General features: G+C 74.2%; 27 protein-coding genes. 17 read left to right on the forward strand and 10 right to left on the reverse strand.

Translation table 11 applies throughout. The features are described from left to right. Window positions 1–334 precede the first annotated feature (334 nt). A complete protein-coding gene (locus ACIBPC_RS28895; protein WP_398848692.1) occupies window positions 335–2,110 on the reverse strand; it encodes a biotin carboxylase N-terminal domain-containing protein in 1,776 nt (591 codons plus the stop codon). Between the two features lie 778 nt (window positions 2,111–2,888). Here ACIBPC_RS28895 and ACIBPC_RS28900 point away from each other — a divergent pair. Further along, window positions 2,889–3,371, forward strand: coding sequence for a hypothetical protein (locus tag ACIBPC_RS28900; RefSeq protein WP_362967872.1), 483 nt, complete (start codon window positions 2,889–2,891; stop codon window positions 3,369–3,371). On the opposite strand, the gene ACIBPC_RS28905 is transcribed toward ACIBPC_RS28900, so the two are convergent. Beyond that, the gene (locus ACIBPC_RS28905) at window positions 3,303–3,899 is read right to left on the reverse strand and encodes a nucleoside triphosphate pyrophosphatase (protein ID WP_362967874.1); all 597 of its coding nucleotides are present in this window, start codon (window positions 3,897–3,899) and stop codon (window positions 3,303–3,305) included. The two genes, ACIBPC_RS28900 and ACIBPC_RS28905, sit on opposite strands and share 69 nt — an antisense overlap. 222 nt (window positions 3,900–4,121) lie before the next feature. Between ACIBPC_RS28905 and ACIBPC_RS28910 the strand changes: the two genes are divergently transcribed. The 3 genes from ACIBPC_RS28910 to ACIBPC_RS28920 are packed head-to-tail and all read left to right on the forward strand — an operon-like array spanning window position 4,122 to window position 7,397. Further along, window positions 4,122–5,018, forward strand: a complete 897-nt coding sequence (locus ACIBPC_RS28910) for a polyphosphate polymerase domain-containing protein (RefSeq protein WP_398848695.1) — start codon at window positions 4,122–4,124, stop codon at window positions 5,016–5,018. Beyond that, window positions 5,008–5,685, forward strand: a complete 678-nt coding sequence (locus tag ACIBPC_RS28915; protein ID WP_398848696.1) for a DUF4956 domain-containing protein — start codon at window positions 5,008–5,010, stop codon at window positions 5,683–5,685. Before ACIBPC_RS28910 ends, ACIBPC_RS28915 begins: the two co-directional genes overlap by 11 nt. Continuing rightward, a complete protein-coding gene (locus ACIBPC_RS28920; RefSeq protein ID WP_398848698.1) occupies window positions 5,685–7,397 on the forward strand; it encodes a CotH kinase family protein in 1,713 nt (570 codons plus the stop codon). Before ACIBPC_RS28915 ends, ACIBPC_RS28920 begins: the two co-directional genes overlap by 1 nt. Before the next feature lie 12 nt (window positions 7,398–7,409). On the opposite strand, the gene ACIBPC_RS28925 is transcribed toward ACIBPC_RS28920, so the two are convergent. Further along, the gene (locus ACIBPC_RS28925) at window positions 7,410–7,619 is read right to left on the reverse strand and encodes an acyl-CoA carboxylase epsilon subunit (RefSeq protein WP_398848700.1); all 210 of its coding nucleotides are present in this window, start codon (window positions 7,617–7,619) and stop codon (window positions 7,410–7,412) included. A gap of 96 nt (window positions 7,620–7,715) precedes the next feature. Here ACIBPC_RS28925 and ACIBPC_RS28930 point away from each other — a divergent pair, with 96 nt between their 5' ends. Beyond that, the gene (locus ACIBPC_RS28930; protein WP_398848702.1) at window positions 7,716–8,651 is read left to right on the forward strand and encodes a zinc-binding alcohol dehydrogenase family protein; all 936 of its coding nucleotides are present in this window, start codon (window positions 7,716–7,718) and stop codon (window positions 8,649–8,651) included. A gap of 18 nt (window positions 8,652–8,669) precedes the next feature. On the opposite strand, the gene ACIBPC_RS28935 is transcribed toward ACIBPC_RS28930, so the two are convergent. After that, the gene (locus ACIBPC_RS28935) at window positions 8,670–10,265 is read right to left on the reverse strand and encodes an acyl-CoA carboxylase subunit beta (RefSeq protein ID WP_362968576.1); all 1,596 of its coding nucleotides are present in this window, start codon (window positions 10,263–10,265) and stop codon (window positions 8,670–8,672) included. A 101-nt stretch (window positions 10,266–10,366) separates the two neighbouring features. On the opposite strand from ACIBPC_RS28935, the gene ACIBPC_RS28940 reads away from it, so the two are divergent. The 4 genes from ACIBPC_RS28940 to ACIBPC_RS28955 all read left to right on the forward strand — a co-directional run bounded on the left by ACIBPC_RS28940 (window position 10,367) and on the right by ACIBPC_RS28955 (window position 14,974). Then, on the forward strand, window positions 10,367–11,218 hold the full coding sequence (locus ACIBPC_RS28940) for a biotin--[acetyl-CoA-carboxylase] ligase (RefSeq protein ID WP_398848704.1): 852 nt from the start codon (window positions 10,367–10,369) through the stop codon (window positions 11,216–11,218). Window positions 11,219–11,337: 119 nt separating this feature from the next. Continuing rightward, complete coding sequence (locus tag ACIBPC_RS28945; RefSeq protein ID WP_398848706.1) at window positions 11,338–12,645, forward strand: adenylate/guanylate cyclase domain-containing protein; 1,308 nt, start codon at window positions 11,338–11,340, stop codon at window positions 12,643–12,645. Window positions 12,646–12,696: 51 nt separating this feature from the next. Further along, window positions 12,697–13,527, forward strand: a complete 831-nt coding sequence (locus ACIBPC_RS28950; protein WP_398848708.1) for an enoyl-CoA hydratase/isomerase family protein — start codon at window positions 12,697–12,699, stop codon at window positions 13,525–13,527. Window positions 13,528–13,828: 301 nt separating this feature from the next. Beyond that, window positions 13,829–14,974 (forward strand): GGDEF domain-containing protein, encoded by a 1,146-nt coding sequence (locus ACIBPC_RS28955; protein WP_362968572.1) that lies wholly within the window; start codon window positions 13,829–13,831, stop codon window positions 14,972–14,974. Between the two features lie 31 nt (window positions 14,975–15,005). On the opposite strand, the gene ACIBPC_RS28960 is transcribed toward ACIBPC_RS28955, so the two are convergent. The 3 genes from ACIBPC_RS28960 to ACIBPC_RS28970 all read right to left on the reverse strand — a co-directional run bounded on the left by ACIBPC_RS28960 (window position 15,006) and on the right by ACIBPC_RS28970 (window position 16,566). Beyond that, the gene (locus ACIBPC_RS28960; protein ID WP_362968571.1) at window positions 15,006–15,398 is read right to left on the reverse strand and encodes a hypothetical protein; all 393 of its coding nucleotides are present in this window, start codon (window positions 15,396–15,398) and stop codon (window positions 15,006–15,008) included. Between the two features lie 176 nt (window positions 15,399–15,574). Further along, window positions 15,575–15,946, reverse strand: a complete 372-nt coding sequence (locus ACIBPC_RS28965; protein ID WP_398848710.1) for a MerR family transcriptional regulator — start codon at window positions 15,944–15,946, stop codon at window positions 15,575–15,577. Window positions 15,947–16,089: 143 nt separating this feature from the next. Continuing rightward, window positions 16,090–16,566: a hemerythrin domain-containing protein gene (locus ACIBPC_RS28970; protein ID WP_398848711.1), complete on the reverse strand. Its 477-nt coding sequence runs from the start codon at window positions 16,564–16,566 to the stop codon at window positions 16,090–16,092. Between the two features lie 129 nt (window positions 16,567–16,695). Here ACIBPC_RS28970 and hutH point away from each other — a divergent pair, with 129 nt between their 5' ends. Beyond that, entirely contained in the window at window positions 16,696–18,252 is a 1,557-nt protein-coding gene (gene hutH / locus ACIBPC_RS28975) for a histidine ammonia-lyase (RefSeq protein ID WP_398848741.1), read from the forward strand. A gap of 62 nt (window positions 18,253–18,314) precedes the next feature. Here the strand turns inward: hutH and ACIBPC_RS28980 are convergent, their stop codons facing one another. Then, entirely contained in the window at window positions 18,315–18,488 is a 174-nt protein-coding gene (locus ACIBPC_RS28980) for a hypothetical protein (RefSeq protein WP_362968566.1), read from the reverse strand. A gap of 116 nt (window positions 18,489–18,604) precedes the next feature. Between ACIBPC_RS28980 and ACIBPC_RS28985 the strand changes: the two genes are divergently transcribed. The 5 genes from ACIBPC_RS28985 (at window position 18,605) to ACIBPC_RS29005 (ending at window position 23,092) form a co-directional block, all read left to right on the forward strand. Next, window positions 18,605–18,994 (forward strand): hypothetical protein, encoded by a 390-nt coding sequence (locus ACIBPC_RS28985; RefSeq protein WP_362968565.1) that lies wholly within the window; start codon window positions 18,605–18,607, stop codon window positions 18,992–18,994. A gap of 171 nt (window positions 18,995–19,165) precedes the next feature. Beyond that, a complete protein-coding gene (locus tag ACIBPC_RS28990) occupies window positions 19,166–20,425 on the forward strand; it encodes an Ig-like domain-containing protein (RefSeq protein WP_362968564.1) in 1,260 nt (419 codons plus the stop codon). A 90-nt stretch (window positions 20,426–20,515) separates the two neighbouring features. Next, complete coding sequence (locus tag ACIBPC_RS28995; protein WP_398848714.1) at window positions 20,516–21,871, forward strand: sensor histidine kinase; 1,356 nt, start codon at window positions 20,516–20,518, stop codon at window positions 21,869–21,871. Next, window positions 21,868–22,530 (forward strand): response regulator, encoded by a 663-nt coding sequence (locus tag ACIBPC_RS29000; protein WP_398848715.1) that lies wholly within the window; start codon window positions 21,868–21,870, stop codon window positions 22,528–22,530. The genes ACIBPC_RS28995 and ACIBPC_RS29000 overlap by 4 nt, the downstream gene beginning before the upstream one ends. Window positions 22,531–22,540: 10 nt before the next feature. Next, window positions 22,541–23,092, forward strand: a complete 552-nt coding sequence (locus ACIBPC_RS29005; protein ID WP_398848717.1) for a gamma carbonic anhydrase family protein — start codon at window positions 22,541–22,543, stop codon at window positions 23,090–23,092. A 14-nt stretch (window positions 23,093–23,106) separates the two neighbouring features. On the opposite strand, the gene ACIBPC_RS29010 is transcribed toward ACIBPC_RS29005, so the two are convergent. Continuing rightward, the gene (locus ACIBPC_RS29010) at window positions 23,107–24,081 is read right to left on the reverse strand and encodes an MBL fold metallo-hydrolase (protein WP_398848719.1); all 975 of its coding nucleotides are present in this window, start codon (window positions 24,079–24,081) and stop codon (window positions 23,107–23,109) included. A gap of 102 nt (window positions 24,082–24,183) precedes the next feature. Beyond that, window positions 24,184–25,050: a serine hydrolase gene (locus tag ACIBPC_RS29015; protein WP_398848721.1), complete on the reverse strand. Its 867-nt coding sequence runs from the start codon at window positions 25,048–25,050 to the stop codon at window positions 24,184–24,186. Between the two features lie 36 nt (window positions 25,051–25,086). Here ACIBPC_RS29015 and ACIBPC_RS29020 point away from each other — a divergent pair, with 36 nt between their 5' ends. Continuing rightward, window positions 25,087–26,043, forward strand: a complete 957-nt coding sequence (locus ACIBPC_RS29020; RefSeq protein ID WP_398848723.1) for a LysR substrate-binding domain-containing protein — start codon at window positions 25,087–25,089, stop codon at window positions 26,041–26,043. A 99-nt stretch (window positions 26,044–26,142) separates the two neighbouring features. Continuing rightward, the coding region (locus ACIBPC_RS29025) for a WXG100 family type VII secretion target (RefSeq protein WP_398848725.1) at window positions 26,143–26,783 on the forward strand (641 nt) is incomplete at its 3' end.

Raw genomic sequence — 26,783 nt, forward strand, 5'->3', positions numbered from 1 at the left:
CGTCTGCCGGAGGCACCTCGCCGACGGCGCACGGTCTCCCGCGCGGAAGAGGGTGAACGCCCGTCGGCTGCCTCGTCACCGTACTCCTCAGCCATGGCCGTCCTGCGCCGGGAGGAGCGGTGAGTCCGGCGCGGAAGCGAGTCAACGCCGCGCGGCCGTCCCGCTCCTGGACTGTGCCGGGTCCGCGCCACGGCTGGTGCGGTGCGTCACGCGGGCGGCGCCGACCGGATGTCCCGCCCGCCGGGAGGGGAGACGCCTCTCGTCGGCGGGGGGAAGCGCACGCACGTCCGGCCGGGCCCGTGGGGGGCCCGGCCGGATGGGTGTGGTGGGTGCGTCAGTCCTTGATCTCGCAGATCACGGCGCCCGCCGAGACCGCGCTGCCGACCTCGGCGGACAGGCTCGTCACCGTGCCCGCGCGGTGCGCGGTGATGGGCTGCTCCATCTTCATCGCCTCCAGGACGATGACCAGTTCGCCCTCGGCGACCTGCTGGCCCTCCTCGACGGCGACCTTCACGATGGTGCCCTGCATGGGCGACGCGAGCGCCGCGCCCGTCGCCGCCGCCGCGGCACGCCCCCCGGCCTTCCGGCGCGCCGGGCGCGCGCCCCCGGCGACCGCCGCGCGCGCCAGCGGCATCGCCAGCGTCGCGGGCAGCGACACCTCAAGGCGCTTGCCGCCGACCTCGACCACGACCGTCTCGCGCAGGCTGGACTCCTCGCCCTCGCCGGCCACGGCGTCGAACGCGGGCAGGTTGTTCACGAACTCGGTCTCGATCCACCGGGTGTGGACGAGGAACGGCTCGCCCTCACGCCCCGCGATCTCCGGCGCGAACGCCGGGTCGCGCACCACCACGCGGTGGAACGGGATGACCGTCGCCATCCCCTCCACGCGGAACTCCGCCAGCGCGCGCGACGCGCGCTCCAGCGCCTGCCTGCGGTCCGCGCCGGTCACGATCAGCTTCGCCAGCATGGAGTCCCACGCCGGGCCGATCACCGAGCCGGACTCGACGCCGGTGTCCACGCGCACGCCGGGGCCGAGCGGCGGGACGAACGTCGTCACCGTGCCCGGCGCCGGGAGGAAACCGCGGCCCGGGTCCTCGCCGTTGATGCGGAACTCGATCGAGTGCCCGCGCAGCGGCGGGTCGTCGTAGCCCAGCTCCTCGCCCTGCGCGATGCGCAGCTGCTCGCGCACGAGATCGATGCCGCTGATCTCCTCGGAGACCGGGTGCTCCACCTGGAGGCGGGTGTTGACCTCAAGGAACGAGATGGTGCCGTCCTGCCCGACGAGGAACTCGCAGGTACCGGCGCCCACATAGCCGGCCTCCTTGAGGATGGCCTTCGACGCGCGGTACAGCTCGGCGTTCTGCTCGGGCGTGAGGTACGGCGCGGGCGCCTCCTCGACGAGCTTCTGGTGGCGCCGCTGGAGCGAGCAGTCGCGGGTGGAGACGACGACGACGTTGCCGTGCGTGTCGGCGAGGCACTGCGTCTCGACGTGCCGGGGGCGGTCGAGGTAGCGCTCCACGAAGCACTCGCCGCGGCCGAAGGCGGAGACCGCCTCGCGCACCGCCGAGTCGTACAGCTCCGGGATCTCCTCCAGCGTGCGGGCCACCTTCAGGCCGCGCCCGCCGCCGCCGAACGCCGCCTTGATCGCGACGGGGAGCCCGTTCTCCCGCGCGAACTCCACGACCTCGTCCGATCCGGAGACCGGGTCGGTCGTCCCGGCGACGAGCGGCGCCCCGGCGCGCTGCGCGATGTGCCGGGCGGCGACCTTGTCGCCGAGCGCCCTGATGGCGTCGGGGGACGGGCCGATCCACGTCAGGCCCGCGTCGAGCACGGCCTGCGCGAACTCGGCGTTCTCGGACAGGAATCCGTACCCCGGGTGGATCGCGTCGGCGCCCGAGTCCGCGGCCGCCTTCAGCACCTTCTCGATGTCCAGGTAGCTGGCGGCCGGGGTGTCGCCACCCAGCGCGAACGCCTCGTCGGTGGCCCGGACATGGACGGCGTCGCGGTCCGGCTCGGCGTAGACGGCCACGCTGGCGATACCGGCATCCCGGCACGCACGGGCGACCCGGACGGCGATTTCGCCGCGGTTGGCGATGAGCACCTTGCGCACGATGGCTCCCTCCTCGGAACAAGGTGAGTTTAGGTAGTGGCGACACCTCGCAACGAGTCGCCCACAGGAGTGACCTCGCCCACACGGAGGGTGGGAGCGGGCGCTCCGCCGGGCGGTCCGCCCTGCGGTCCCAAGGTACGCGCCCCGCGGGCGATTACCGACCGATTCCGGGGCCGGGCCGAAAGTCCGGTACTCCGGCACAGCAGTCGTCCGGACAGTTTGTGGGAACCGGATAACGACGATGCGGAAACTTTGCGCTTCGGCGAATCGGACCACCCCCCTCCGGAGGGGGTCCGGCGGGTGTGGCGCGTACGCACCCGGCGGCGTCCCGCCCCGACGGCGAGACGGTGACAGGAGTGAGCAGCGGAGCCGCCGGGCCCCGTGACCGGCACGCGGCGAGCGCCGTGTCGCTCACCTCGGCCCCCCTGCTGGTCGCCGCCGCGCCCTTGTCGGGGCCCTGTCGTGGCAGGAACGCGAGCCGTGTCGGGGCGGTGGTGGCGTTCCCGCTGGTCGCGGGCGTCCTCGGGCACGCCGAGCGGGACCGCCGCCGGATGGCCGAGGAACGGCCGCGCATCGTCCGGGAGTTGTACGACCTGGTGGCCCACCGGATCACCCTGGCCGACGCGCGTCCCGCGGGAACTGGTCGGCACCACCGCGCGGCGCTCGACGAACCGCGCGCCACCGTTCACCTGTCGGGGCGGCCGGGAGACGCCGCCGCGCCCCGATGCGCGCGCACGACCCATTGCCGGGGGCGTTACCGCTCGGTAACCTGCCGGGCATGGACGCCTTCGAGCAGCGGGCGAGACGCGGTGTGGCGGCCGGTGCGGCGCTCGGGTGCCTGGGTGGCGCGGTCGTCGCCGGGGTCGCGCACGCCGCCCTCGCGGTGGCGGCGGACCGTCAGGAGATCGAGGTCGGGGGCGTGCCGCCCGGCGTGCTCGTGGCGGCGGCGTGGAGCGGCGGCGTGCTGGTCGCGGGCGCGCTGGCGCTGACGGCCGTGCCGCTGCTGCGGGTCGCCGTGCGGGACCGGCCGCCCGGCCGGGGCTGGCGGCGGGTGCTCGCGGCGGGCGCGGGGCTGCACGCCGTGCTCGGCGCGCTGACGCTCGCGGTCGTGGACTGGACGGTGTTCGCCGTGCTGATGGCGGTGTTCGCGCTGATCGTCGGGACGCTGACGCTCACCCCGCCGCCGGGGCCGTCACGTCCAGAAGTCGGTGATCCCGACGCCGATCCCGTCCCGCAGCAGGCGCCGCAGCAGCGGGAGTGACAGGCCGATCACCGTGCCGGGGTCGCCGTCGATGCCGTCGATGAACGGCGCCGACCGCCCCTGGAGGGTGAACGCGCCCGCGACGGACAGCGGTTCACCCGTCGCGACGTACGCGGCGATCTCCTCGTCCGTCGGCTCGCCGAACCGCAGCGTGGTCGAGGCGGTCGCGGCGGCGCGCCGCCCGTTCGCCGTGTCGATGACGCAGTGCCCGGTGCGCAGCACGCCGGTGCGGCCGCGCATCGCCTTCCAGCGCGCCGCGGCCTCCCCGGCGTCGGCGGGCTTGCCGAACGCCTCGCCGTCGAGGTCGAGCACGGAGTCGCAGGCCACGACCACCGCGTCCGCCGCCTCGGGCCGGGCCGCCACCGCCGCCGCCTTGGCCTCGGCGAGCACCTGGGCGAGCGCCCCCGGGTCCGGGGCGTCGAGCGCGTCCTCGTCCACGCCGCTGACGACCACCTCGGGGCTGAGTCCGGCCTGCCGCAGCAGCCAGAGCCGCGCGGGGGACTGCGAGGCGAGCACGAGTCTTCTCATGCGCCCCAGCGTCTCACGCCGCCGGGCACGCGCCCGGGGTGCCCGCCTCGCCCCGTTCCGCTCCGTGTGAGGCCGGTCACTGAGCGGCTTCTCACCCGGTTCTCATCTCCTTCTCATACGGACCCAGTTGGTTGACGGGAGGTGAATTCCGGATGCCGTGCGCCGGAACACCGGTCTCCGTCCCCCCGTCCGCCGCGCGGCCCGACCACGAAAGGAGACGGAATGACAGCCGACGCACGCCACGGCCCCGGCGTGGCCAGCCGACTGCACGCGTTCAACCGCTACGAGATCAAGTACCTCGTGCCCGCGACGGACGTGCCCGCGCTCCGCGACGAACTCGCCGTCCGCCTCGACACCGACGCCCACTGCCCGCCCGGCGGATACGGCGTCTGGAGCCTGTACTACGACACCCCGTCGCTGCGGTTCTACTGGGAGAAGATCGAGGGCATCAAGTTCCGCCGGAAGCTGCGCATCCGGCACTACGGCGAGGCGCACGACGTCACCGACGAGTCGCCCGTCTATGTCGAGATCAAGCAGCGTGTCAACCGTGTCACCCAGAAGCGCCGCCTGCGGCTGCCCTACCGGGCCGCGCGTGCGCTGTGCGACCGGCGCGAATCGGCCGAGGTGGGGGAGCGGGAGCGCGGGTTCGCCGACGAGGTGCTCGAACTCCTCGTGCGGCTCGACCTGCGGCCCACCGCCATCACCGGCTACCGCCGCGAGGCCCTGGTGGGCCGCGACCAGGACACCGGCCTGCGCGTCACGTTCGACCGGCGCGTGCGGGGCCGCGACCGCGACTTCCACCTCGGCACGGCCACCGCGGAGAACCGTTTCATCATCCCGCCGCGGCTCGCCGTGATGGAGATCAAGGCGAACGAGCGCGTCCCGTACTGGCTCACCGACCTCGCCGCGCGGCGCAACCTCACCGTCGTCCGCGTCTCCAAGTACTGCCAGAGCGTCGAGGCGTACGGCAAGGCGCCCCGCTCGGCCTTCCACATCCCCGAGGAGCCCGCGCACGAGGCGGGACCCGCCCACCACCCGAGCCCCATGCTCCCCGTCACCCCCACCGCCGCCACGACGCCCGCGCCCCACGGGCGGGAGGAGAAGACCCGTGTCCCTTGATCTCCAGGACCTCAGCGGGACGTTCAGCACCGCCGACATCATCCTGTGCCTGCTGCTGTCCTTCGCGCTGAGCACGCTCGTCGGCTACGTCTACCGCGGCACGCACAAGAACGTCTCCTACAGCCAGTCGTTCGTCCAGACGCTGGTGATCGTCGGCATGATCGTCGCCATCATCCTGCTGGTCGTCGGGTCGAACCTGGCCCGCGCGTTCTCCCTCGTCGGCGCCCTGTCGGTCGTCCGCTTCCGCAACGCGGTGAAGGAGACGCGCGACGTCGGCTTCATCTTCCTCGTGATGGGCCTCGGCATGGCCTGCGGCGCCCGCTTCTACACGCTGGCCGTGCTCGGCGGCGTCGTGATCTGCGCGGTCATCCTGGTGATGAACCGCTTCAACATGTTCCGCCTCGACGTGCAGCGCCAGGTCGTGAAGGCGCAGATGCCCACCGGTGAGGACCTCACCGCCGACATCGAGGACGTACTGGCCGCGCACACCAGCGAGTTCGAGCTGGTGAGCACGGAGACCGTACGGGGCGGCGCGCTGACCGAGTTGTTCTACACAGTGCGGCTGCGCAAGGGGCACAAGCCGGGCCAGCTCGTCAGCGCGCTCCAGGAACGGACGCGTGGCCAGCGGGTCGCGGTGCTCACCGGATACGACCAGACGGACCTGTGATGCGCGCGCTGCGCCGCCGCGTCCCGGTCCGGCTGCGGCAGAACTGGCGGCCCATGGCCCTGCTCGCCGCCGGACTGGCCGTACTGCTGGTCTACTTCGGCGACGCCCGCGTCACGCCGCTGGTCACCAGCGCTTCGGACGCGGAGGGGGACGTGGTGACCGACGACATCGCGGGCGCCGTGGACCTCTTCGACGAGTCCGTCACGCACACCGTGCAGGTCGAGTACGACGAGGACGACTACCGGCGGATGGCGGACGCGTTCGAGGAGGACGGCACGAAGGAGTACATCGAGGCGGACCTCACGATCGACGGCACGTTCATCCCGAGCGTCGGGCTGCGGCTGAAGGGCAACTCCACGCTCCAGTCGCTCGGCGGCGGGGGCGGGATGCCGGGCGGCGGGCGGCTGCCGGAGGGCGGTGAACTCCCCGAGGGGATGGAACTCCCCGAAGGGGTGGAGCTTCCCGAGGACGGTCAGTTCCCGGGTGGTGGCCGGCAGCAGGACGGCGAGCAGGCCCCTGGCGGAGGCGGCGGCTTCGGCGGGATGGGCGGCATGGGTACCCAGCTGTCCTTCGACAAGCCCGGCGAACTCCCGTGGCTCATCAGCCTGGACGAGTACGCCGAGGGCCGCGCCTACCAGGGCATGCGCGAACTCGCCGTGCGCCCCGGCAGCGACGGCGAGGTGCCGCTCAACGAGGCGGTCTCGCTCGGCCTGATGGCGGCGTCGGGCCAGCCCGCCGAACGCTTCACCTTCTCGTCGTTCACCGTCAACAACGAGCCGGCGGCGACCCGGCTCGTCGTGGAGAACCCGGGCGCCGGGTACGCGACGGACACCCTGGGCGACAACGGCGTCCTCTACAAGGCCCGCGCCGGGAGCAGCTTCACGTACCAGGGCGACGACCCGACCGCGTACGAGGCGGACTTCAACCAGCTGACGAAGAAGGGAAGTCAGGACCTCCAGCCCGTCATGGACCTCATCCGGTGGGCGGAGAACGCGAGCGACGAGGAGTTCGCGGCCGAGCTGGGCGACCACGTGGACATCCCGTCCTTCGCGGCCTACACGGCGACGCAGAACCTGCTGCTGAACGGCGACGACATGGCCGGTCCCGGCAGCAACTACCTGCTCTGGTACGACCTGGACACCAAGAAGTTCAGCGTCCTCGGCTGGGACTTCAACCTCGCGCTCAGCGGCGACGCCACCACGGGTCCCGACGAGGAGACCGGCATGGGCTTCGGCGGCGGCCGTCCCGGCGGGGGCCAGGAGGGCGGGCAGGAAGGCGGCCAGGCGCCGGGCGGCATGCAGCCCCCCGAGGGCATGGAGCCGCCGGAAGGGATGGAACTGCCCGAGGGCATGGAACTGCCGGAGGGGATGGAGCCGCCGGAGGGCGGCCGGTTCCCGGGCGGCGGCGGTGCCGGGGAGGAAGGCGGTGGCGGTGCGGGGGCCGGGGGCTTCGGCGGGATGGGCGGGAACGTGCTGAAGACCCGCTTCCTCGAACTCGACGCGTTCGACGACGCCTACCACGACGCGTACCGCGACCTGTACGAGGAGTTCTACGCCTCCGGCACCGCGACCGACCTCCTCGACTCCCTCGTCACCCGCGCCACGGACGCCGGGGCCGACGCCGAGGCCATCGGGACGGCGGCCGACCTGCTGCGGGAGACCGTCACCACGCGCACCGAGGCGCTGGCCGCCGAGGAGGTGGTCACCGGCTGAGGCGGGCGGGCGTCAGGCGGGCCACAGGCTCGTGCGCCAGGCGTGCTGCCCCGGCGCGGGGAGCCCCCGGGTCAGGGCGCGCGCCGGGTCCGCCCACGCGCGCAGGGGGCGTACGCCCGGCGTGTCCGCCGCCGCGGCGCCCGCCGCGAGCCGGGCCTGCACGACGGCCAGCGCCGCCGCCAGCTCCTCCGCCGAAGGATTGCCGCGCACCACTGTGATCATCAGCCACTCCCGTGTCGGTCGCGTCGGTCACCCGGTCGGGGTGCCCGGCCATCCTAGGCTTCGCGGGACGTGCCGACGTGGTGGAGAGGACATGCGATGCGCGCGGTCGTACTGAGGAGCAAGGTGCCGTCCGAGCCGGAGGTCGCCGAGGTGCCCGACCCGGAGCCGGGCCCCGACGAGCTGCTGGTGAAGGTCGCCGCGTCGTCGGTGAACGGCATCGACCTCAAGGTGGCGGACGGCGCGTTCGGCGACCGGGGCGCGTACCCGCTCGTCCTCGGCAAGGACTTCGCCGGCACGGTCCAGGCCATCGGCGCGCGGGTGACCGGGTACGGCGTCGGCGAGGCGGTGTTCGGCGTGACGGTGCGCCCGCCCGTCGGCGAGGGCGGGCTCGCGGAGTACGTGACGGTCCCCGAGGCGTTCGGCGTCGCCCGCATCCCGGCCGGGGTGTCGCTGGCCGACGCGGGCGCCCTCGGGCTCGCGGGCACGACGGCGCTCGCCTGCGTGGACGCGGTCGACCCGCGGCCGGGCGAGCCGGTCCTCGTGGCCGGGGCCACCGGCGGCGTGGGGGCGATCGCCGCCCAGTACATCGCCGCGCGCGGGGCGCGCCTGATCGCGACCGCGCGCCCCGGCGTGCAGTCCGGCTTCCTCGCCGACCTGCTCGGCCCGCGCGTCCACGTCGTGGACCACACGCACGACCTCACCGGCCAGGTGCGCGCCCTGGCGCCGCGCGGCCTGGCCGCCGCGATCCACCTCGCCGGCGACGCCGACGCCCTCGCGCCCCTGCTGGCCGACGGCGGGCGGCTGGCGACCGTGCTGCACTGGGCGCCGCACGACGGCGTCGGCGACCGCCTCACCGTCACCGGCGTCATGGCCGACCCGGACACCGCGACGCTCGACCGCCTCGCGGCCGACGTCGCGGCGGACCGGCTGACCGTCCCGATCACCGCGACGTACGCGCTCGGCGAGGCCCCGGCCGCCCTCGCCGCGTTCCGGCAGAGCAGCCTCGGGAAGCTCTCCGTCTCCGTGGACTGACCGGGGCCGCGCGCCGGGTCAGAGCGGGATGTTGCCGTGCTTCTTCGGGGGCAGCTGCCGCCGCTTCGTGCGCAGCGCCCGCAGGCCGCGCACGATGTGGCGGCGCGTGTGGGACGGCATGATCACCGCGTCCACATAGCCGCGCTCGGCGGCGGCGTACGGGTTCAGCAGCGTGTCCTCGTACTCCTGGGTGAGGCGCGCGCGTTCGGCCTCGCGCTCCTCGTCCGAATCCAGCGCCGCCAGCGTGCGCCGGTGCAGGATGTTGACCGCGCCCTGCGCCCCCATGACGGCGATCTGCGCCGTCGGCCAGGCGAGGTTGAGGTCCGCGCCGAGGTGCTTGGACCCCATGACGTCGTACGCGCCGCCGAACGCCTTCCGCGTGATCACGGTGATCAGCGGCACCGTCGCCTCCGCGTACGCGTAGATCAGCTTCGCGCCGCGCCGGATGATGCCGCCGTACTCCTGCCCGGTGCCCGGCAGGAAGCCGGGGACGTCCACGAAGGTCAGCACCGGGATGTTGAACGCGTCGCAGGTCCGCACGAAGCGCGCCGCCTTCTCCGACGCGTCGATGTCGAGGCAGCCCGCGAGCTGCGTCGGCTGGTTCGCCACCACGCCGACCGAGGCGCCCTCGACGCGGCCGAAGCCGGTGATCATGTTGGGCGCGAACAGCGCCTGCGTCTCCAGGAACTCCCCGTCGTCCAGGACGCGTTCGATCGCCTCGTGCATGTCGTACGGCTGGTTGGCCGAGTCCGGCACCAGCGTGTCCAGCTCCTCGTCCGCCGGGGTCGCCGTCAGATCGGCCGCCTCCGGTCCCGGCGTCCAGACCGGCGGCTCCGACAGGTTGTTGGACGGCAGGTACGACAGCAGCGCCTTCACGTACTCGACGGCGTCCTTCTCGTCGCCCGCCATGTGGTGCGCGACACCGGAGACGGTGTTGTGCGTCCGCGCGCCGCCCAGCTCCTCGAAGCCGACGTCCTCACCCGTCACCGTCTTGATCACATCGGGACCTGTGATGAACATGTGCGACGTCTGATCGACCATCACCGTGAAGTCCGTGATCGCCGGTGAGTACACCGCGCCGCCCGCGCACGGCCCCAGGATCAGCGAGATCTGCGGCACGACGCCGGACGCGTGCACGTTCCGCCGGAAGATCTCCGCGAACAGCCCGAGCGCGACCACGCCCTCCTGGATGCGCGCCCCGCCGCCGTCGTTGATCCCGATCACCGGGCAGCCCGCCGTCAGCGCGAAGTCCATGACCTTGACGATCTTCTCGCCGTACACCTCGCCCAGCGAGCCGCCGAAGACCGTGAAGTCCTGCGAGTAGACGCAGACCTGCCGCCCGTCCACCGTCCCGTACCCGGTCACCACGCCGTCCCCGTACGGCCGGTTCGCGCCGATCCCGAACGCGGTCGCCCGGTGCCGCGCGAACTCGTCCAGCTCCGTGAACGACCCCTCGTCCAGCAGCAGGTCGATCCGCTCCCGCGCCGTCAGCTTCCCCTTCGCGTGCTGCTTCTCGACCGCCCGCGCCGACCCCGCGTGCGTCGCCTCCTCGGCGCGGCGGCGGAAATCGGCGATCTTCCCCGCGGTGGTGTGGATGTCGTCAGCGTCGGACACCGGTCGCTCCTACTCGTCCTCGGGCGGCTACCGCTCCGTAGGTTAACGTCGCCCGCCCGGCGCCGGACGTGCCCCGTGCGTCACACCCGTAGGGTGGCCGCATGAGCCCTACGCCGAGCCGCTGGTCCGACCTCGACCGCCCCCCGCTCAGCGCGACCGCGCTGCGCGCCGCGCTCGTCCGTCCCGGCGGCCTGTGGACGCGCCTCGACATCACCGACACCACCGGCTCCACCAACGCCGACCTCGCCGAGGCCGCCCGCACCGGCGCCGCCGCGCCCGGCACCGTCCTCGTCGCCGAGGCGCAGACCGGCGGACGCGGCAGGCTCGGGCGCTCCTGGGACGCGCCCCCGCGCTCCGGGCTCTTCCTCTCCGTGCTGCTCGACCCGGAGGCGGACGGCGTCCCCGTCGAACGCCTGACATGGCTGCCGCTGCTCGCCGGCGTCGCCACCGCCACCGCGCTCGCCCGCGCCGCCGGGGTGGACACCGCCCTGAAGTGGCCGAACGACCTGCTGGTGCGCGTCGGCGGCGAGGACCGCAAGCTCGGCGGCATCCTCGCCGAACGCGCGGACGGCGGCGTCGTCCTCGGCATCGGCCTCAACGTCTCGCTCCGCGCGGACGAGCTGCCCGTGCCCACCGCCGGGTCACTGGCGCTCGCGGGCGCGCCCACCGTCGACCGCGATCCCCTGCTGCGCGCCGTGCTCCGGTCGCTGGCCCAGTGGTACGGCCAGTGGACCGCCGCGGGCGGCGACCCGGCCGCCGGGTCGCTCCAGTCCGCCTACGCCGCCGGGTGCGCCACGCTCGGCCGCCGCGTACGCGCCGAGCTGCCGGGCGGCGGCGAGCTGAGCGGCGAGGCCGTGGCCGTCGACGGCGACGGACGGCTGGTCATCGCCACCGCGGAGGGAACGCGCCACGAGATCGCGGCGGCCGACATCGTGCACCTCCGGGCGACGTGACTCACGGCACACCTGCCGTAGGGTTGGGCGCGTGAGAACGCGCGACGGGCGCTGCTGCGGACCGACCGGTGGAGCAGCGCGCAGCGAAGGGAACGCCTCCCGGGAGGCGGGCGGTGACCGTGGCCGAGGCTGACGCGGCTCCGCCCGGCGACCCGGCCGGCGGGTCCGGCACCGGACCCGTCGCCGACCGTGACCACTCCGGCACACCCGACACTTCCGGCACTCCTGGCACTCCCGGCACCACACCCCGCGTGCCCAGCGCGAACGGGAGCGCCGTGGCCGGTGCCGCAGGCCCCGCGTTCCAGGGACCCGCGTTCCAGGCGCCCGACACCCCGCCGGGACGCGTACCCGCCGTCTCCCTCGACCCCGACCCGGACGACGAGTCGGACGACACCATCGCGCTGCGCATCGAGGCGCTGATCATAGGCGCGGAGCGCCAGTACACGCCCTTCCAGGCCGCCCGCGCCGCCGGGGTCTCCATGGAACTGGCCGCACGCTTCTGGCGCGCCATGGGCTTCCCGGACATAGGGCAGGCGCGCGTGCTCACCGAGGCCGACGTGCTGGCGCTGCGGCGGCTCGCGGGCCTCGTCGAGGCCGGGCTGCTCAGCGAGCCGATGGCGATCCAGGTGGCGCGTTCCACGGGGCAGACCACGGCGCGGCTCGCGGACTGGCAGATCGACTCGTTCCTCGAAGGGCTGACCGAGCCGCCCGAGCCGGGCATGACCAGGACCGAGGTGGCGCTGCCGCTGGTCGAGCTGCTGCTGCCGGAGCTGCAGGAGTTCCTGGTGTACGTGTGGCGGCGGCAGCTCGCCGCGGCCACCGGGCGCGTGGTGCAGGCCCAGGACGACGCGGAGATGGTCGACCGCCGCCTCGCGGTCGGCTTCGCCGACCTGGTGGGCTTCACGCGGCTCACGCGGCGCCTGGAGGAGGAGGAGCTGGGCGAGCTGGTCGAGGCGTTCGAGACGACGGCCGCCGACCAGGTCGCCGCGCAGGGCGGGCGGCTGATCAAGACGCTCGGCGACGAGGTCCTCTTCGCCGCCGACGACGCGGGCACGGCCGCCGACATCGGGCTGCGCCTGGTGGAGACGCTGCGCGAGGACCCGATGATGCCCGAGCTGCGCGTCGGCATCGCCTTCGGCACCGTCACGACGCGCATGGGCGACGTCTTCGGCAACACGGTGAACCTCGCCAGCCGCCTCACCTCGATAGCGCCCAAGGACATGGTCCTGGTGGACGGCGCGATGCGGGACGAGCTGACGTCCGCGGGCCTCGCGCCGCGCTCCGAGAAGGCCGCCGACGCGGCCGACCCGGGCGACGCCCGCCCGCCCGGCTACCGCTTCGCGCTCCAGCCCCTCTACCAGCGGCCCGTGCGCGGCCTCGGCATCGTCGAACCGTGGCTGCTCACCCGCCGGGACGACACCGCCTGACCCGCCGCCGCGCCCTGCCGCCGGGTGCGCCCCCGGTGCCAGAATGCGCCCATGGCTGACACGGCGGACGGCACGGCGGACGAGCGGCGGTACGGCGAGTGGGTGGCGGTCCGCCGTCACGGGCGGGGATGGGTCGCCGAACTGGCCCTGGAGCGCACCGCCGCGATGAACGCCCTGTCCACCGCCCTGGCCCGCGACCTCACCGCCGCCTGCGCCGACCTGGCGGCCGACCCGGGCGTACGGGCGGTCGTGCTGACGTCGGCGCACCCCCGCGCGTTCTGCGTCGGCGCCGACCTGAAGGAGCGCAACGGTCTCGACGACGCCGCGTTCGGACGGCACCGGACGGTGCTGCGCGCCGCGTTCACCGCCGTCCTCGACCTGCCGCAGCCCGCCGTCGCGGCCGTGCGCGGCTTCGCGCTCGGCGGCGGGTACGAGCTGGCGCTGTCGTGCGACCTGATCGTCGCCGACCCCACCGCCGTCGTAGGACTGCCGGAGGTGTCCGTGGGCGTCATCCCCGGCGGCGGGGGCACGCAGCTGCTGCCGCGCCGTGTCGGTGCCGCGCGCGCCGCCGAGCTGATCTTCACGGCCCGCCGCGTCGAGGCGGCCGAGGCGCTGCGGCTCGGCATGGTCGACGTCCTCGCCGGGGACGGGGAGGGCGCGGCGCGCGCGGAGGCGCTCGACCTCGCCGCGCGCATCGCGGCGCACTCCCCGGTGGGCCTGCGCGCCGCCAAGCGCGCCCTGCGGCTCGGCCAGGGGCTCGGGCTCGCGGCCGGTCTTGAGGTGGAGGACGCGGCCTGGCGTACCGTCGCGTTCTCGCCCGACCGCGCGGAGGGCGTGGCGGCGTTCAACGAGAAGCGGACCCCGGAGTGGCCGGGGCTCTAGGGCGCGTCTTCCGGGTCTTGTCGGGTCAGGCCGCGTTGTCGGATGCGGTGCCTCGCAAGGCGGAGCATCGCAGCTCGTACTCGTTTCGTACTCGCGCGATGCGACAACGCAGCGAGGTTCCCCCAGGCCCAAGGGGGCCCGGGAGGTGCCCCCACGCCGGCAGCGCGGCCCCGGGAAGATCCGGAAGACGCGCCCTAGGGGCGCGCGGGCCCGTTCTGTGACCCTCGGGGGACGGCCGGTAAGTGCGGGCAAGGAGTAGTTGAAAGCACCAAACCGCGCGGAACGCCCATAGCCTGGGCGTATGGGTGACGAGAGCCGGGTGCGCGCGGTCGTGGACCTTGCGCAGCGGATGGCCGCGGCGCAGGCGCTGCCCGATGTCGCGCTCGCGGCGGCGGAGGGCGCGCGGCTGGCGCTGCGCGCCTCGTTCGCCGCCGTGTCGGTGTGGGAACGCGAGCGGGGCCGGCTGCGTGTCCTGGTGAACACGGGGGAGCTGGCCGAGGGGGAGGAGCGCTTCCCGCCGGACGAGTCGTACCCCGTGCACGACTTTCCGGAGATCACAGAGTTTTTGAGTGAGGGGAGAGGCCTGAGCGGCGGGAGGGGCCGTGGCGGTGAGCCGCAGGCGTGGGTGGAGACGGCGGACGGGCCGCGTGTGAGCCGCCGGGTGCTGGGACTGCGCGCGCGGGGGCGCGGGTCGTGCGTGGTGGCGCCGCTGGTGCTGAACGGGCGGGCCTGGGGTGAGCTGTACGTGGCGCGTGGCGCCGGGGCGGAGCCGCTGGGGCGGGCGGACGCGGACTTCGCGTCCGTACTGGCGTCGGCCATAGGGGCCGGGCTGGTGCAGTACGAGCGGCTGGCGGAGGCGCGGCGCCTCGCGTACACCGATCCGCTGACGGGGCTGGCGAACCGCAGGGCGGTGGACATACGCCTGGAGGAGGCGCTGGAACGCCACCGCGCCACAGGGGCCGTCGTCACGCTGGTGGTGTGCGACGTGAACGGGCTGAAGGGGGTCAACGACACATACGGGCACGCGACGGGGGACCGGCTGCTGGAACGGTTCGGCTCGGTGCTGTCGCGGTGTGCGGCGGGGGTGCCCGGCGCGCTGGCGGCGCGGCTCGGCGGGGACGAGTTCTGCCTGCTGGCGGTCGGCGCGGAGGCGGCCGTGGTGGAACGGGCGGCGGAGGAGATCTGCCACCGGGCGGCCGAGCTGGAGCTGGGGGAGGGCGTGGCCTGCGGGGTGGCGTCCACGGGGGAGGCGATCGGGCCGGTGCGGTCGGCGCGGGGGCTTTTCCGGCTGGCGGACGCGGCGCAGTACGAGGCGAAGGCGTCGCGTTCACGGCTGCCCGTGGTGGCGGGCCGCGGGGGCGCGGGGGACGCGGCGGTGGCGCTCGCGGAGGCGGCGGTGGCCGAGGGGGCGGAGCGGCGGACGATCCGGGGGCGGGGACCGCATTGAGGGGACGCCCGCCGCGTGGGTCCCGGAGGGGTCAGAAGGCGCCGATGTCCCACCACTGGGTCCAGAACTCGCAGGACTGGTTCAGCCCGGTGGCGCCGTCCCGCAGGCAGACACGGAACCGGACGCTGCCGGTCTCCTTCATGTCGTAGTTGCAGGTGACCCAGTTGGACGGGTTGGCGCCGGTCGCGTTGTGGCACTCGCCGGAGCGCCCGTAGTCGGTCTCCCAGATCGCGACGACGCGGTAGCCGTCGGCCTTGCCGTCGCGCACCTTGAACAGGTCGCCCCAGCTTTCGAAACAGGCGGAGCCCCAGCCGCGCTGAAGGTGGTCGCAGAACGACGCCGCGCTCGCGGAGCCGGCCGACAGGCCACCGGCGATCAGTGCCACCGATCCGGCGATGGTGGCGGCTCGGGCGAGAAGTCTCATGGTCTCTCCGGGAGTTGGGCCGGCGTTGGATGTCCGGATGCTAGCCATCGCGTGCCGGTTTCCGGAAAGGAAAGATCGGGAAACGTTGTCCACCGGGGCGCTGACCTGCCCGTTCACCGGAAAAGAAACGGAGCGCGGCTCCCGTCTGTCTCGACCGGTCGTGTGACCAGGCGGTTTCAGGCCAGGCCGGGGCCGTGGTCGGACGCGGCGGAGATGACGCCGTCGAGCGCGCTGCGGGACGCGTCGAGTTCGGCGATGGCGCGGCTGATGCGGTCGCGCTCGTGCCGGAGCCGCTTCACCATCTCGGGGCAGACGGGCACCATGCGCTCGCCCTCGTCGTGCAGGCACGGCAGGGCCGTCGCGATGGTGGCGGTGTTCAGTCCGGCGGCGAGGAGTTCGCGGATGCGGCGGACGGCGCGTACGTCGGACTCGTGGTAGTCCCGGTAGCCGCTCGGCGTGCGCCGGGGGTGCAGCAGGCCCTGCTGCTCGTAGTAGCGCAGCAGCCGCTCGTGCACGCCGGTACGCCGCGACAGCTCGCCGATCAGCACGCGGGGTCTCCTCTCCGGGGAACGGGGCCCGTGGGCCCCGGGTGAGAACGCCGCGGGTGCCGGGGAATGTTCCCGGCACCCGGCCCAGGCGACGGGCGGCCGCCGTCAGCGGCTTCGCTCCGTCCGCCGGCCGTCCGCTCGACTCACCCCTCCCCGGGCGGGTCCGTCCCCAGCAGGGTCGCGGCGGGCGGGTCCGGGGCGGTCATCGCGTCGAGGACGGGGACGAGCCGCCGTTCCTCGAAGCCGAAGTGCGACTCCATGAGCGCCTCCACGCCGTCGAGCCGGCTCAGCAGCTCGTCCGGCGGCGCGTGCCGTACGGCGGCGTCCAGCTCACGGATGAGCCCTTCGAGCAGGGCGTGGTCCTCCATGAGCCGTTCGACGACCGGGGCGAGGTCCGGGCGCGCGGCCAGCACCCGGGGAAAGAGGGCGTCGTCCTCGGCGGTGTGGTGGCGGGTGAGCGCGGTGCAGAAGCCGACGCAGAAGAGGCGCAGGTCCGCCGCCGTCTCCTCGCGGGGCTCCCCCGCCTCAAGGCTGTCGCGTATCCGCCGTACCTGGCTGCGGAGGCGGTTGTGGACGGTGCGTAGTTCGTGGCCCCACGCGTGGGCCCGTGCGCGGCTCACCGCGCGGTCGGAGCGGTCTCCATGTCCGGGAGTCCTTTGCTACGGCGCCTCCATGCCCAGCGCGATCCGCTGCCGGCACGCGACGCTGCCGCAGACCCTAGCAGCGCCGTTAGGTTGCTGCCCATGGCTATGCAGAGCAGCACCGTGACCCTCTCCGTCCGGGGCGTGACGCCCGCCGATGTCGTCGCCGTCGCGCGGGACGGGGCGCGGGTCGCGCTGGCGGACGACGCTGTCGCGGCGATGGAGGAGGCGCGCCGCGCAGTGGACGCGCTGGCCGCCGGGCCCGAGCCGGTGTACGGCGTCTCCACCGGCTTCGGCGCGCTCGCCGTCCGGCACATCGGCCCGGAGCTGCGCACGCGCCTCCAGCGGAACCTGGTGCGTTCCCACGCCGCCGGGAGCGGCCCGCGCGTGGAGCGCGAGGTGGTGCGGGCGCTGATGTTCCTGCGGCTGAAGACGATCGCGTCCGGGCACACCGGCGTGCGGCCCGTGGTGGCGCGGACGATGGCCGCCGTGCTCAACGCGGGCATCACCCCGGTCGTCCACGAGTACGGCTCGCTCGGCTGCTCGGGAGACCTCGCGCCGCTCGCCCACTGCGCCATGACGCTGCTCGGCGAGGGCGAGGCTGAGGGGCCCGACGGGCGCGTGCGACCGGCCGCCGAACTGCTCGCCGCGCACGGCATCGAGCCCGTCGGACTGCGCGAGAAGGAGGGCCTGGCCCTGCTGAACGGCACCGACGGCATGCTCGGCATGCTGCTGCTCGCCTGTGCCGACCTCGCCAGGCTCTTCACCTCCGCCGACATCACCGCCGCCCTGACGCTGGAGGCCCTGCTCGGCACGGAACGCGTCCTCGCCCCCGAGCTGCACGCCCTGCGCCCCCACCCGGGCCAGGCCGTGAGCGCCGCGAACATGCTGCGCGTCCTCCATGGCTCGGGGCTCACCGGCCACCACCAGGACGCCGCGCCGCGCGTGCAGGACGCGTACTCCGTGCGCTGCGCGCCGCAGGTCGCGGGCGCGGGGCGCGACACCCTGGCGCACGCGCTGGCGGTCGCGGAACGGGAACTGGCGGCGGCCGTGGACAACCCGGTGGTGATCGACGGGCGCGTCGAGTCGAACGGCAACTTCCACGGCGCGCCGGTCGGCTACGTCCTGGACTTCCTGGCCATCGCGGCGGCCGACCTGGCGTCGATCACCGAGCGCCGCACGGACCGGCTGCTCGACCGGAACAGGTCGCACGGGCTGCCGCCGTTCCTCGCGGACGACCCGGGCGTCGACTCGGGGCTGATGATCGCGCAGTACACGCAGGCCGCGCTGGTCGCCGAGCTGAAGCGTCTGGCGGTGCCCGCGTCGGCCGACTCGATCCCGTCGTCCGCGATGCAGGAGGACCACGTGTCCCTCGGCTGGTCGGCGGCGCGCAAGCTGCGGGCGGCGGTGGAGGGGCTGACGCGCGTGGTGGCGGTCGAGCTGTTCGCGGCGGCGCGCGCCCTGGAGCTGCGAGCGCCGCTCGCCGCACAGGGGCTGCTGCCGGGGCCCGCCGCGCGTGCGGTGGTTGCGGCGGCGCGCGCGGCCGGGGTCGGCGGGGCGGGGGAGGACCGCTTCCTCGCGCCCGACCTGGCGGCGGCGGAGGCGTTCGTGCGCGGCGGCGGCCTGGTGGCGGCGGCGGAGGGGGTGACCGGCCCGCTGGCCTGAGCGGCGGCCGGGGCGGGCCGGTCGTGGTGGTGCGGCGCGCGGGGTCCCGCGCGGGTCGTGCGTCAGCCCTCGTCGAGCGGCTGGACCTCCTCGACGGTCAGGGAGGTCCCGCCCGCGTCCGCGTCGGACTCGGGGTGCGCGGAGGGCAGGAACCAGCCGAGACCGAGGACGGCGGCTGCGACGAGACCACAGACGATGGCGCGGCGGTTGACGCGTGCGGTGGGGTTGGCGTCCACAAGCGCTCCCGGGGGTCGTACGGTCCTCGCCGCGTATTGGCGGCGATGGGCAGCGATGTTACGGGCGCCGCGGGTCGCGGGGAAGAGGCGGCGCCTTGGACCTTACTCTCCGGGGCATGAGTGAAGACATGACCGACCAGACGCGTCACGTCCGCGTTCGCGTGGAGATGGTGCTGGAGATCACGGAGCCCGACGAGCTGATCAGGGCCGCCTGGGCGCGTATCGAGGGCGACGAGCTGATGCCCCAGGAGGAGCGCGACCAGGCGGCGCAGGCCGTCTCGCGCGACGAGGCGGAGGCCGTGGCGTACCTCATCGACCCGATCGACCTGGTGGGCGAGGTGCCGGGCGTGCTGCTCGCGCAGGCGTCCTGGAGCAGCGAGCAGGCCGAGTACGACCCGGACGACGCATGGGACGAACTGGATGACGACACCGATACACCTGGCGAGGGCCCTGGTGACGACGGCCCCGGCCCGGACGCGGACGGCGGCCGGGGCGGCACACGGTGACTCCGCCACCCGGGTGAGTGACCGGCCGTCACTCGAACGTGTGGTTCACCGCACGGATTCACTTACAGTGGAACCGGCTGCCGTGGGACCGCGTTTTCTCCCTTGTGTCCCACGGGGGTGTGCCCCGCGGGGACGCGGTGGCGGACGGAGCGGCGAGTGATGAGGGACGGCATGCGGCGCAAGGGCTTGACGGTGGCGGCGACGCTGCTCACCGGAGCACTGACACTGACGGCGTGCGGCGGGGGCGGCGACGACGACTCCGGCGACTCGGGCACGGGGGGCTCGGAGACCAGTCAGCAGACCGACGCGGACCGGGCGGCCGAGGAGGCGGACACCTCCCAGGCCGTGATCTCCATCACTCCCGACGACGGCGCCGAGAACGTCGGCATCAACAGCGACGTGCAGGTCCAGGTCGAGGACGGCTCGCTGGACGAGGTCGTGCTGACGGAGTCCGAGTCCGGCACGGAGGTCGCCGGGACGATATCCGCGGACGGCGCCTCGTGGCAGCCCGACGACCAGCTCGAACGCGCCACCGCCTACAGCCTCACCGTGCAGGCCACGGACAGCGAGGGCCGGGAGGCCCACGAGTCGGCGGCCTTCACGACGGTCTCGCCCGAGAACAGCTTCATCGGCTACTTCACGCCGGACGAGGACACCACCGTCGGCGTCGGCATGCCGATCTCGCTCAACTTCGACAAGCCGATCACCAACAAGGCCGAGATCGAGGCCGCCGTCGAGATCAACACCAGCAGCGGCCAGGAGGTCGTCGGCCACTGGTTCGGCGACCAGCGCCTCGACTTCCGCCCCGAGGACTACTGGCTGCCCCACACGCACGTCGAGGTGCACCTCGGCTTCGACGGCATCGAGGGCGACACCGGGGTCACCGGCGTGCAGAACCGCGACTTCGCCTTCGACATCGGCCGCTCGCAGGTCAGCACCGTGGACGCCGAGGCCAAGACGATGACGGTGTTCCGCGACGGCGAGGAGCTGCGCACCCTCCCGATCTCGGCCGGCAGCGACGAGAACCCGACGTACAACGGGCAGATGGTGATCTCCGAGAAGCAGAAGGAGACCCGGATGAACGGCGCGACCGTCGGCTTCACGGACGACGACGGCGAGGGCGAGTACGACATACCCGACGTGCCGCACGCGATGCGCCTGTCCACGTCCGGCACCTTCGTGCACGGCAACTACTGGGCCTCGGACGCCACCTTCGGCAGCGCCAACACGAGCCACGGCTGCATAGGCCTCAACGACACGCAGGGCGCCGACGACGAGGACACCGACGCGTACTGGTTCTTCGAGGAGTCGATCATCGGCGACGTCATCGTGGTGACCAACTCGCCCGACGAGCAGATGGCCCCCGACAACGGGCTCAACGGCTGGAACCTGTCGTGGGACGACTGGGTCGCGGGCAGCGCGCTGTCCTGATCCACGGCGCCGTGTACATCCCGGGACGGACGGAGGAGATCCCCGCACAGGGGGACGCCCCGTCCGTCCCGCGCGTCTAGCGTCCCTGACATGACCGAGCAGGCCCCCGCCCCCGCCCCGCGCGGACCGCACAGCGAACTGCTGACGGCCCGCCGCACCCTCCGCAGCCTGTGGGACGACCTGTTCCGGCACGCCGCCGTCCGCCGCACCCTGCCGCCCCTGCCGCTGCCAGGCCGCCTCGGCAGGACGGCCGCCCGCCTGCTGCCGGACGGTTCCCCGGCGGGCCTGGCCGTTTCGTACGCCCTCGCGGGGCTGGCCGTGCTCGTCCTGGCGGCCGCCGCCTACACGACCGAGATGGGCGACTTCACCATCAGCTGGCAGGGCCGCGCGCACGTCCCGCTGGTGATCCTGCCGCCGGTGCTCGCCACCGTCAGGCCGCTCCTCGGCTGGTGGGCCTCGCTCCTGCTCACCTGGCTCCAGGCCAGCTGGTACGTGGACAGCGGTGCCTGGCCGTGGACCAACGCGGGGCTCGCCGCCCAGGTCCTCGTCCTGCTCGCCGTCGCCCTCACCGCCCCCGTACGGGTCACCGCCGGGGTCTGGTCCTTCACCGTCCTCGCCGGGTTCGTCCTGGCGGGCGCGCTGCCCAACCCGACCGGCTCGTCCGACGAACTGACCCTCGCCGTCGCCTCCCTCGCCGTGCTGGTGACGACCGTCCTGCTGCGCGCCTGGTACGACTCGCGCCGCCAGGTCGTCGCCCAGACCGCCGTCACCGCCATCGAGCGCTCCCGCCGCACCGTTCTTGAGGAGCGCACCACCATCGCCCGCGAGCTGCACGACGTCGTCGCCCACCACATGTCGGTCGTCGCCATCCAGGCCGAGGCCGCCCCCTACCGCGTCACCGACCCGCCGCCCGAGCTGACCCGCGCGTTCGCCACCATCAGGGAGAACGCCGTCGCCGCGCTCACCGAGCTGCGCCGCATCCTCGGCGTCGTCCGCGCCGCCGAGGAGGACGCCCCGGACGCGCCGCAGCCCACCCTGGCCCTGCTCGACTCGCTCCTCGACGGCGTGCGCGGCGCGGGCCTGCCGGTGGAGAAGGCCGTCACCGGCGCCGTCCGCGAGCTGGCCCCCGGCGTCGAGCTGTCGGCGTACCGGATCGTCCAGGAGGCGCTGAGCAACGCGCTGCGGCACGCGCCGGGCAGCACGGCGCGCGTGGAGCTGTCGTACGTGCTCGGCGGGCTCGGCCTGCGCGTCGTCAACGGCCCGCCGACCGGCCCGGTCCCCCCGTCGCCCGGCGCCGGGCACGGCCTCACCGGGATGCGGGAGCGCGTCACCATGCTCGGCGGCGAGCTGGTCGCCGGGCCCACGGAGGACGGCGGCTGGGAGACCACCGCCTTCCTGCCAGCCGCCCCCGCCGCCCCCGCCGGAGAAACGGAAGGCGCCGCATGACCGTCCGTGTCCTCATCGCCGACGACCAGATGATGGTCCGCGAGGGCTTCTCCGTCCTCCTCGGCGCCCAGCCGGGCATCGAGGTCGCGGGCGAGGCCGTGGACGGCCGCGACGCCGTCGAGCGCGCCGCCGAACTGCGCCCCGACGTCGTCCTCATGGACATCCGCATGCCGGTCATGAACGGCATCGACGCCACCCGCGCGATCACCGCCGCCGGGGAGTCCGCGCCCCGCGTCCTCGTCCTGACGACCTTCGACCTCGACGAGTACGTCTACCAGGCGCTGCGCGCGGGCGCGTCGGGCTTCCTCCTCAAGGACGCCTCCGCCCGGCAGCTCGCCGAGGGCGTCCGCCTGGTCGCGGCGGGCGAGGCCCTGCTGGCGCCGACCGTGACGCGCCGCCTGATCGCCGAGTTCGCGCGCCTCGACACCGTGCCCAGGCCGCCCGCAAGGGAACGCCTCGGCACCCTGACCGAGCGCGAGACGGAGGTCCTCGCCCTCGTCGCCCAGGGCCTGTCCAACGCCGAGATCGCCGCGCACCTGGTCGTCGCCGAGTCCACGGTGAAGACCCACGTCAGCCGCATCCTGGTCAAGCTGGACCTGCGCGACCGCACCCAGGCGGCCGTTCTCGCGTACGAGACGCGGCTCGTCGTCCCGTCGTGAGTGGTGTGGGATGGGCCGCATGACCCTGATCCCCTTCGGCGACCACAGCCCCCGTCTCGCCCCCTCCGCCTGGATCGCGCCGGGCGTCACGCTCGTCGGCGACGTCACGCTCGGCCCCCGCGCCAGCGTCTGGTACGGGACGGTCGTCCGCGCCGACCTCGAACGCATCGAGATCGGCGCGGGCAGCAACGTCCAGGACGGCTGCGTCCTCCACGCCGACCCCGGGCGCCCCGCCGTCCTCGGCGCGGAGGTCTCCGTGGGGCACCGGGCCGTCGTCCACGGCTGCACGGTCGGGGACGGCGCCCTCGTCGGCATGGGCGCCGTCCTGCTGAACGGCTGCCGCATCGGCGCCGGTTCGCTGGTCGCGGCGGGGACGGTGGTGCTGGAGGACACCGAGGTGCCGCCCGGGTCGCTGATCGCCGGGGTGCCGGGCAAGGTCCGCCGTGCTCTCACCCCGGAGGAGTCGGCGGGGCTGCGCGGCACCGCCGAGCGCTACCAGGAGCTGGCGCAGCGCCACTCCGCCCACGCGGGCCACCTCGGCACCGCCGCGCCCGAACGCTGACCCGGGCGCCGCGCTCAGAAGCGGTACGGCGTCAGGTACTCGGGCATCACGATCCTGCTGCGCGGCGCGACCCGCCGCACGGCCGCCTTGAACGCCTCCAGCCGCCGCCCGGTCTCCTCGTCGGGGACGGCGGGCGGGTTCGCCAGCGCCACCTCGAAGTTGTCCCAGTGCACGGGCACGACCGTCGCGGGCCTGCCGAGCGCTTCGAGGAGGCGCGGCACGTAGTCGTACGTCGCGTCACTGGCCTGCAGGGTGATCATCGCCACGTCGGGCGCGAGCCCCGCCGCGTTCCGCTCCACGAAGTCGCTGCCGCCCGTGAAGAACACCGAGGGGCCGTCCTTCACGGTCACCTGGTACGCCAGCGTGTCGCCCTCCGGCAGGTCCGCGATGGTCAGGGGCTCCGCCGGGGGCGTCAGGCGCGTGCCGTGGAAGAGGAGGGACCACGACGGGTTGCGGCTGTGCAGCGACGACACCACCTCGACCACCACGTCCCCCAGGTCCAGCACCTCGCCGCCCTTCACCGGGCTGAGCTGCCCGGACGGCACGCCCATCGCGAGCCCGAGGTTGTACGCCGTCGACGTCCCGAAGACCCGCGCGCCGGTGGTCTTCGCGATGTGCGGCACGTCGTTGAAGTGGTCCCAGTGGGTGTGCGTCACGAGGACGTGCTTCGCGCCCGCCGTGTGCGCGTCCACGGTGTCCGCCGCGACGGTCAGTTGCGTCGCGGGCCGGAGGCCGGTGCCGAACAGCCCCGTGTCGTAGCGGCTCAGGTACGGATCCACCAGCAGGACGGTCCCGCCCGCCTCCACGCGCCAGCCCGCGTTCCCCAGCCAGCTGAACGTGGCCTGCGCCGTCCGCGTCCCCGCCTGCCGCCGCCGCTGCTCCCCGGCCGCCGCCGCCGTCCCGGCTCCCGCCGCGACGCTCCCGGCCGCGATCGCGCCCCCGGCCGTCACCGTCGTCCGCAGAAAGCCCCGCCTGCCGACTCCCGCCATGTCACACGCCCCTCTCAGGTCTTCACGTGCGGCACACGGAAGCACCCCCGGCCGCCCCGCGTCCAAGATCCACCGGGCGCCCGCGCCATACCCGTTCGCATATCACCGCAGGTCACGCACCCTCTCCACCGCCTCACGCGCCGCCCTGCCGAGCGCCAGATCGACGTCCAGACTCCGTGCGTCCCACTCCCGCGTCGCCCCGAAGACGGCCACCGCGTACCGCCCCCCGTCCGGGTACGCGACCACGCCCGCCTCCATGTGCAGGCCCGGCAGCGTGCCCGTCTTGCCCGTCACCTCCACCTCGGGAGGGAACGCCGCCCGCAGCCGCGTCCACGCCATCTGCCGCGCCATCAGCCGCCGCACCAGGGCGCACGCCTCCGGCGGCCCGGCCTCGTCGCGCCACAGCAGCGCCATCAGCCGCGTGATGTCCCGGGGCGTGCTCGACGTCGTGTGCTCCGGGTCGAAGACGCGCAGCGCCCGCTTCCGCGCGTCCGGCAGCGCCGGGTACGCCGCCGCGAACTCCGCCGCGTCCCGCACCCCGACGTCCGCGAACATCGACTCCAGCACCTCCCGCGGCCCGCCCCGCACCCGCGTCCGCGCCATGCCCAGCTCGGCCGCCAGCACCGGCAGCAGATCGGGGCCCACGCGGCGCAGCAGCAGGTCGGCGGCCGTGTTGTCGCTCATCGACAGCGAGAAGTACGCGAGGTCGCGCAGCGACAGCTCCACGTCGTCCGCGCAGTCCGCGAGCCCCCAGCCGCCCAGCCGGTCGGGCGCCCGCGCCACGACCCGTTCCGCCGGGTCGAGCTGCCCGGCCGCCACCTGCCGCGCGAACTCCAGCACCAGCAGCACCTTCAGGACCGACGCGATGACGACCTGCTCGTCCGCGCCGCTGCCCGTCTCGGCGCCGCCGCCCTCCCGGTCGATGTCGCGCACATGCAGCCGGATGTCCAGGGCAAGGGTGTCCTCCATGCGCCCATCGTCCCCCGCCTGGTCTATCGTCGCCGCGTGGACCTCTCCCGCCACCTGCGCCACTTCCTCGCGGTGGCCGAGGAACTGCACTTCGGCCGCGCCGCCGAGCGGCTCGGCATGGCCCAGCCGCCGCTGAGCCAGTCCGTGCAGCGGCTGGAACGCGATCTCGGCGTCGCGCTGTTCGACCGGTCGCGGCGCAGCATCGCGCTCACCCCGGCGGGGCGGCTGCTGGTGGACGAGGCGCGCGGCCTGCTCGCCGCCGACGCCAGGCTGCGCGCGGTGATGTCGGGCGTACGGGACGGGACGCTGGGCACGCTGCGCGCCGGGGTCCCGCCCGACACCCCCGCGACCGCGCTGCGCGAGATGCTGCGCCGCACTGCCGAGCAGGCGCCTGGCCTGGAGATCGACCTGCACGAGCTGACGTCCGCCGAGCAGCTGCGCGCCCTGGACGAGGGGCGGCTCGACGTCGGCCTGCCGCACGAGCCGTTCCACGCGCCCGAGCTGGCGCGCGGCCCGTCCGTCTCCCACCGCCTCGGCGTTGTCGTCCCGCGCCTGTCGCCCCTGGCCCGCCGCGACGCGCCCGCCCTCGCCGACCTGGCCGGCCACGACCTGATCCTCGCGCCGCGCGGCGCCGCGCCCGAGTGGCACGACCATGTGCTCGACACGTGCCGTGACCACGGGTACGTCCCGCCGCGCGTGCGGCACGCGCGCAACCCGGACTTCGTCCTCGGCCTCGTCCTGGCGGGCCAGGGCGTGGCCCTCGCGCCCGCCGAGTTCGCGGGCCGCCAGCCGCGCGTGGCCTGGCGCCCCCTCGCGGGCCACCCGCTGACCGCCACCACGACTCCGGCCTGGCCCGCCCGTTCCGCGCACCCGGCGGCACCACGCTTCGCGGCCATCGCCGCCGAGGTCCTCACCGGCACCTCCGCACAGCCCACCGACCTGACAGCCCCGGACACCCCGGGCCCCTGGTCGGTCGTCTTCGCCGAGCGGTAGACCCTTCGGCGCACCGGTCGCCAACTCCCTTACCGCAGCGAGCCGTTGCGCCTTTCAGCAGGCTGGTTGCGTCGTTGTGGCGTGTGTGTGGGGGCCGTTATGGTTCTCTGGCTGAACGTGATCGCCTGGGTACAGGGGGTGGGGTTCGTGGGGCGTGCGTCGGACTGGAGTCCGTTGGATCTGGATGCGGATCCGGTGCCGGGTGATCCGGGTGAGGTGCGGCGTCTTGCGGATGAGTTGCAGGAGTTCGCGGATGATGTGGGTGAGGCGTTGGGGAAGATCCGGTCGATGGCGTCGGATCGTGCGGTGCAGGACTGGGCGGGGTTGTCGGCGGAGGCGTTCCGCAGCGAGTTCGATGGTGTGCCGGGGAATCTGACGAAGTTGCGGGATTCGTACGATCTGTGTGCGCGGGCGTTGCAGGGGTATTGGCCGAAGCTGGAGACGGCGCAGGGGCAGGCGGATCGTGCGCTGGAGCGGGCGGTTGCTGCGCAGGCTGATCTGGTGTCGGCGCAGGGTGCGTTGGGGGAGGCGCAGGGGTGGGTGTCGCGGGCTGGGGAGGAGGCGGAGCGGCTTCAGCGGGAGGGGGAGGGGGAGGGTGTGCCTGCGCCGGATGAGGGGGAGGTGCGTGCGGCGGCGCGGGATCGGCAGGCGGCGGATGAGGCGCGGGGTGCGGCGCAGGGGCGGGTGGATGCGGCGGAGTCGTCGTTGGCTGCGGCGCGGGAGTTGGCGGAGCAGGCGCG

It is taken from the genome of Streptomyces sp. NPDC049879, assembly GCF_044461265.1.
Lineage (GTDB): Bacteria > Actinomycetota > Actinomycetes > Streptomycetales > Streptomycetaceae > Streptomyces.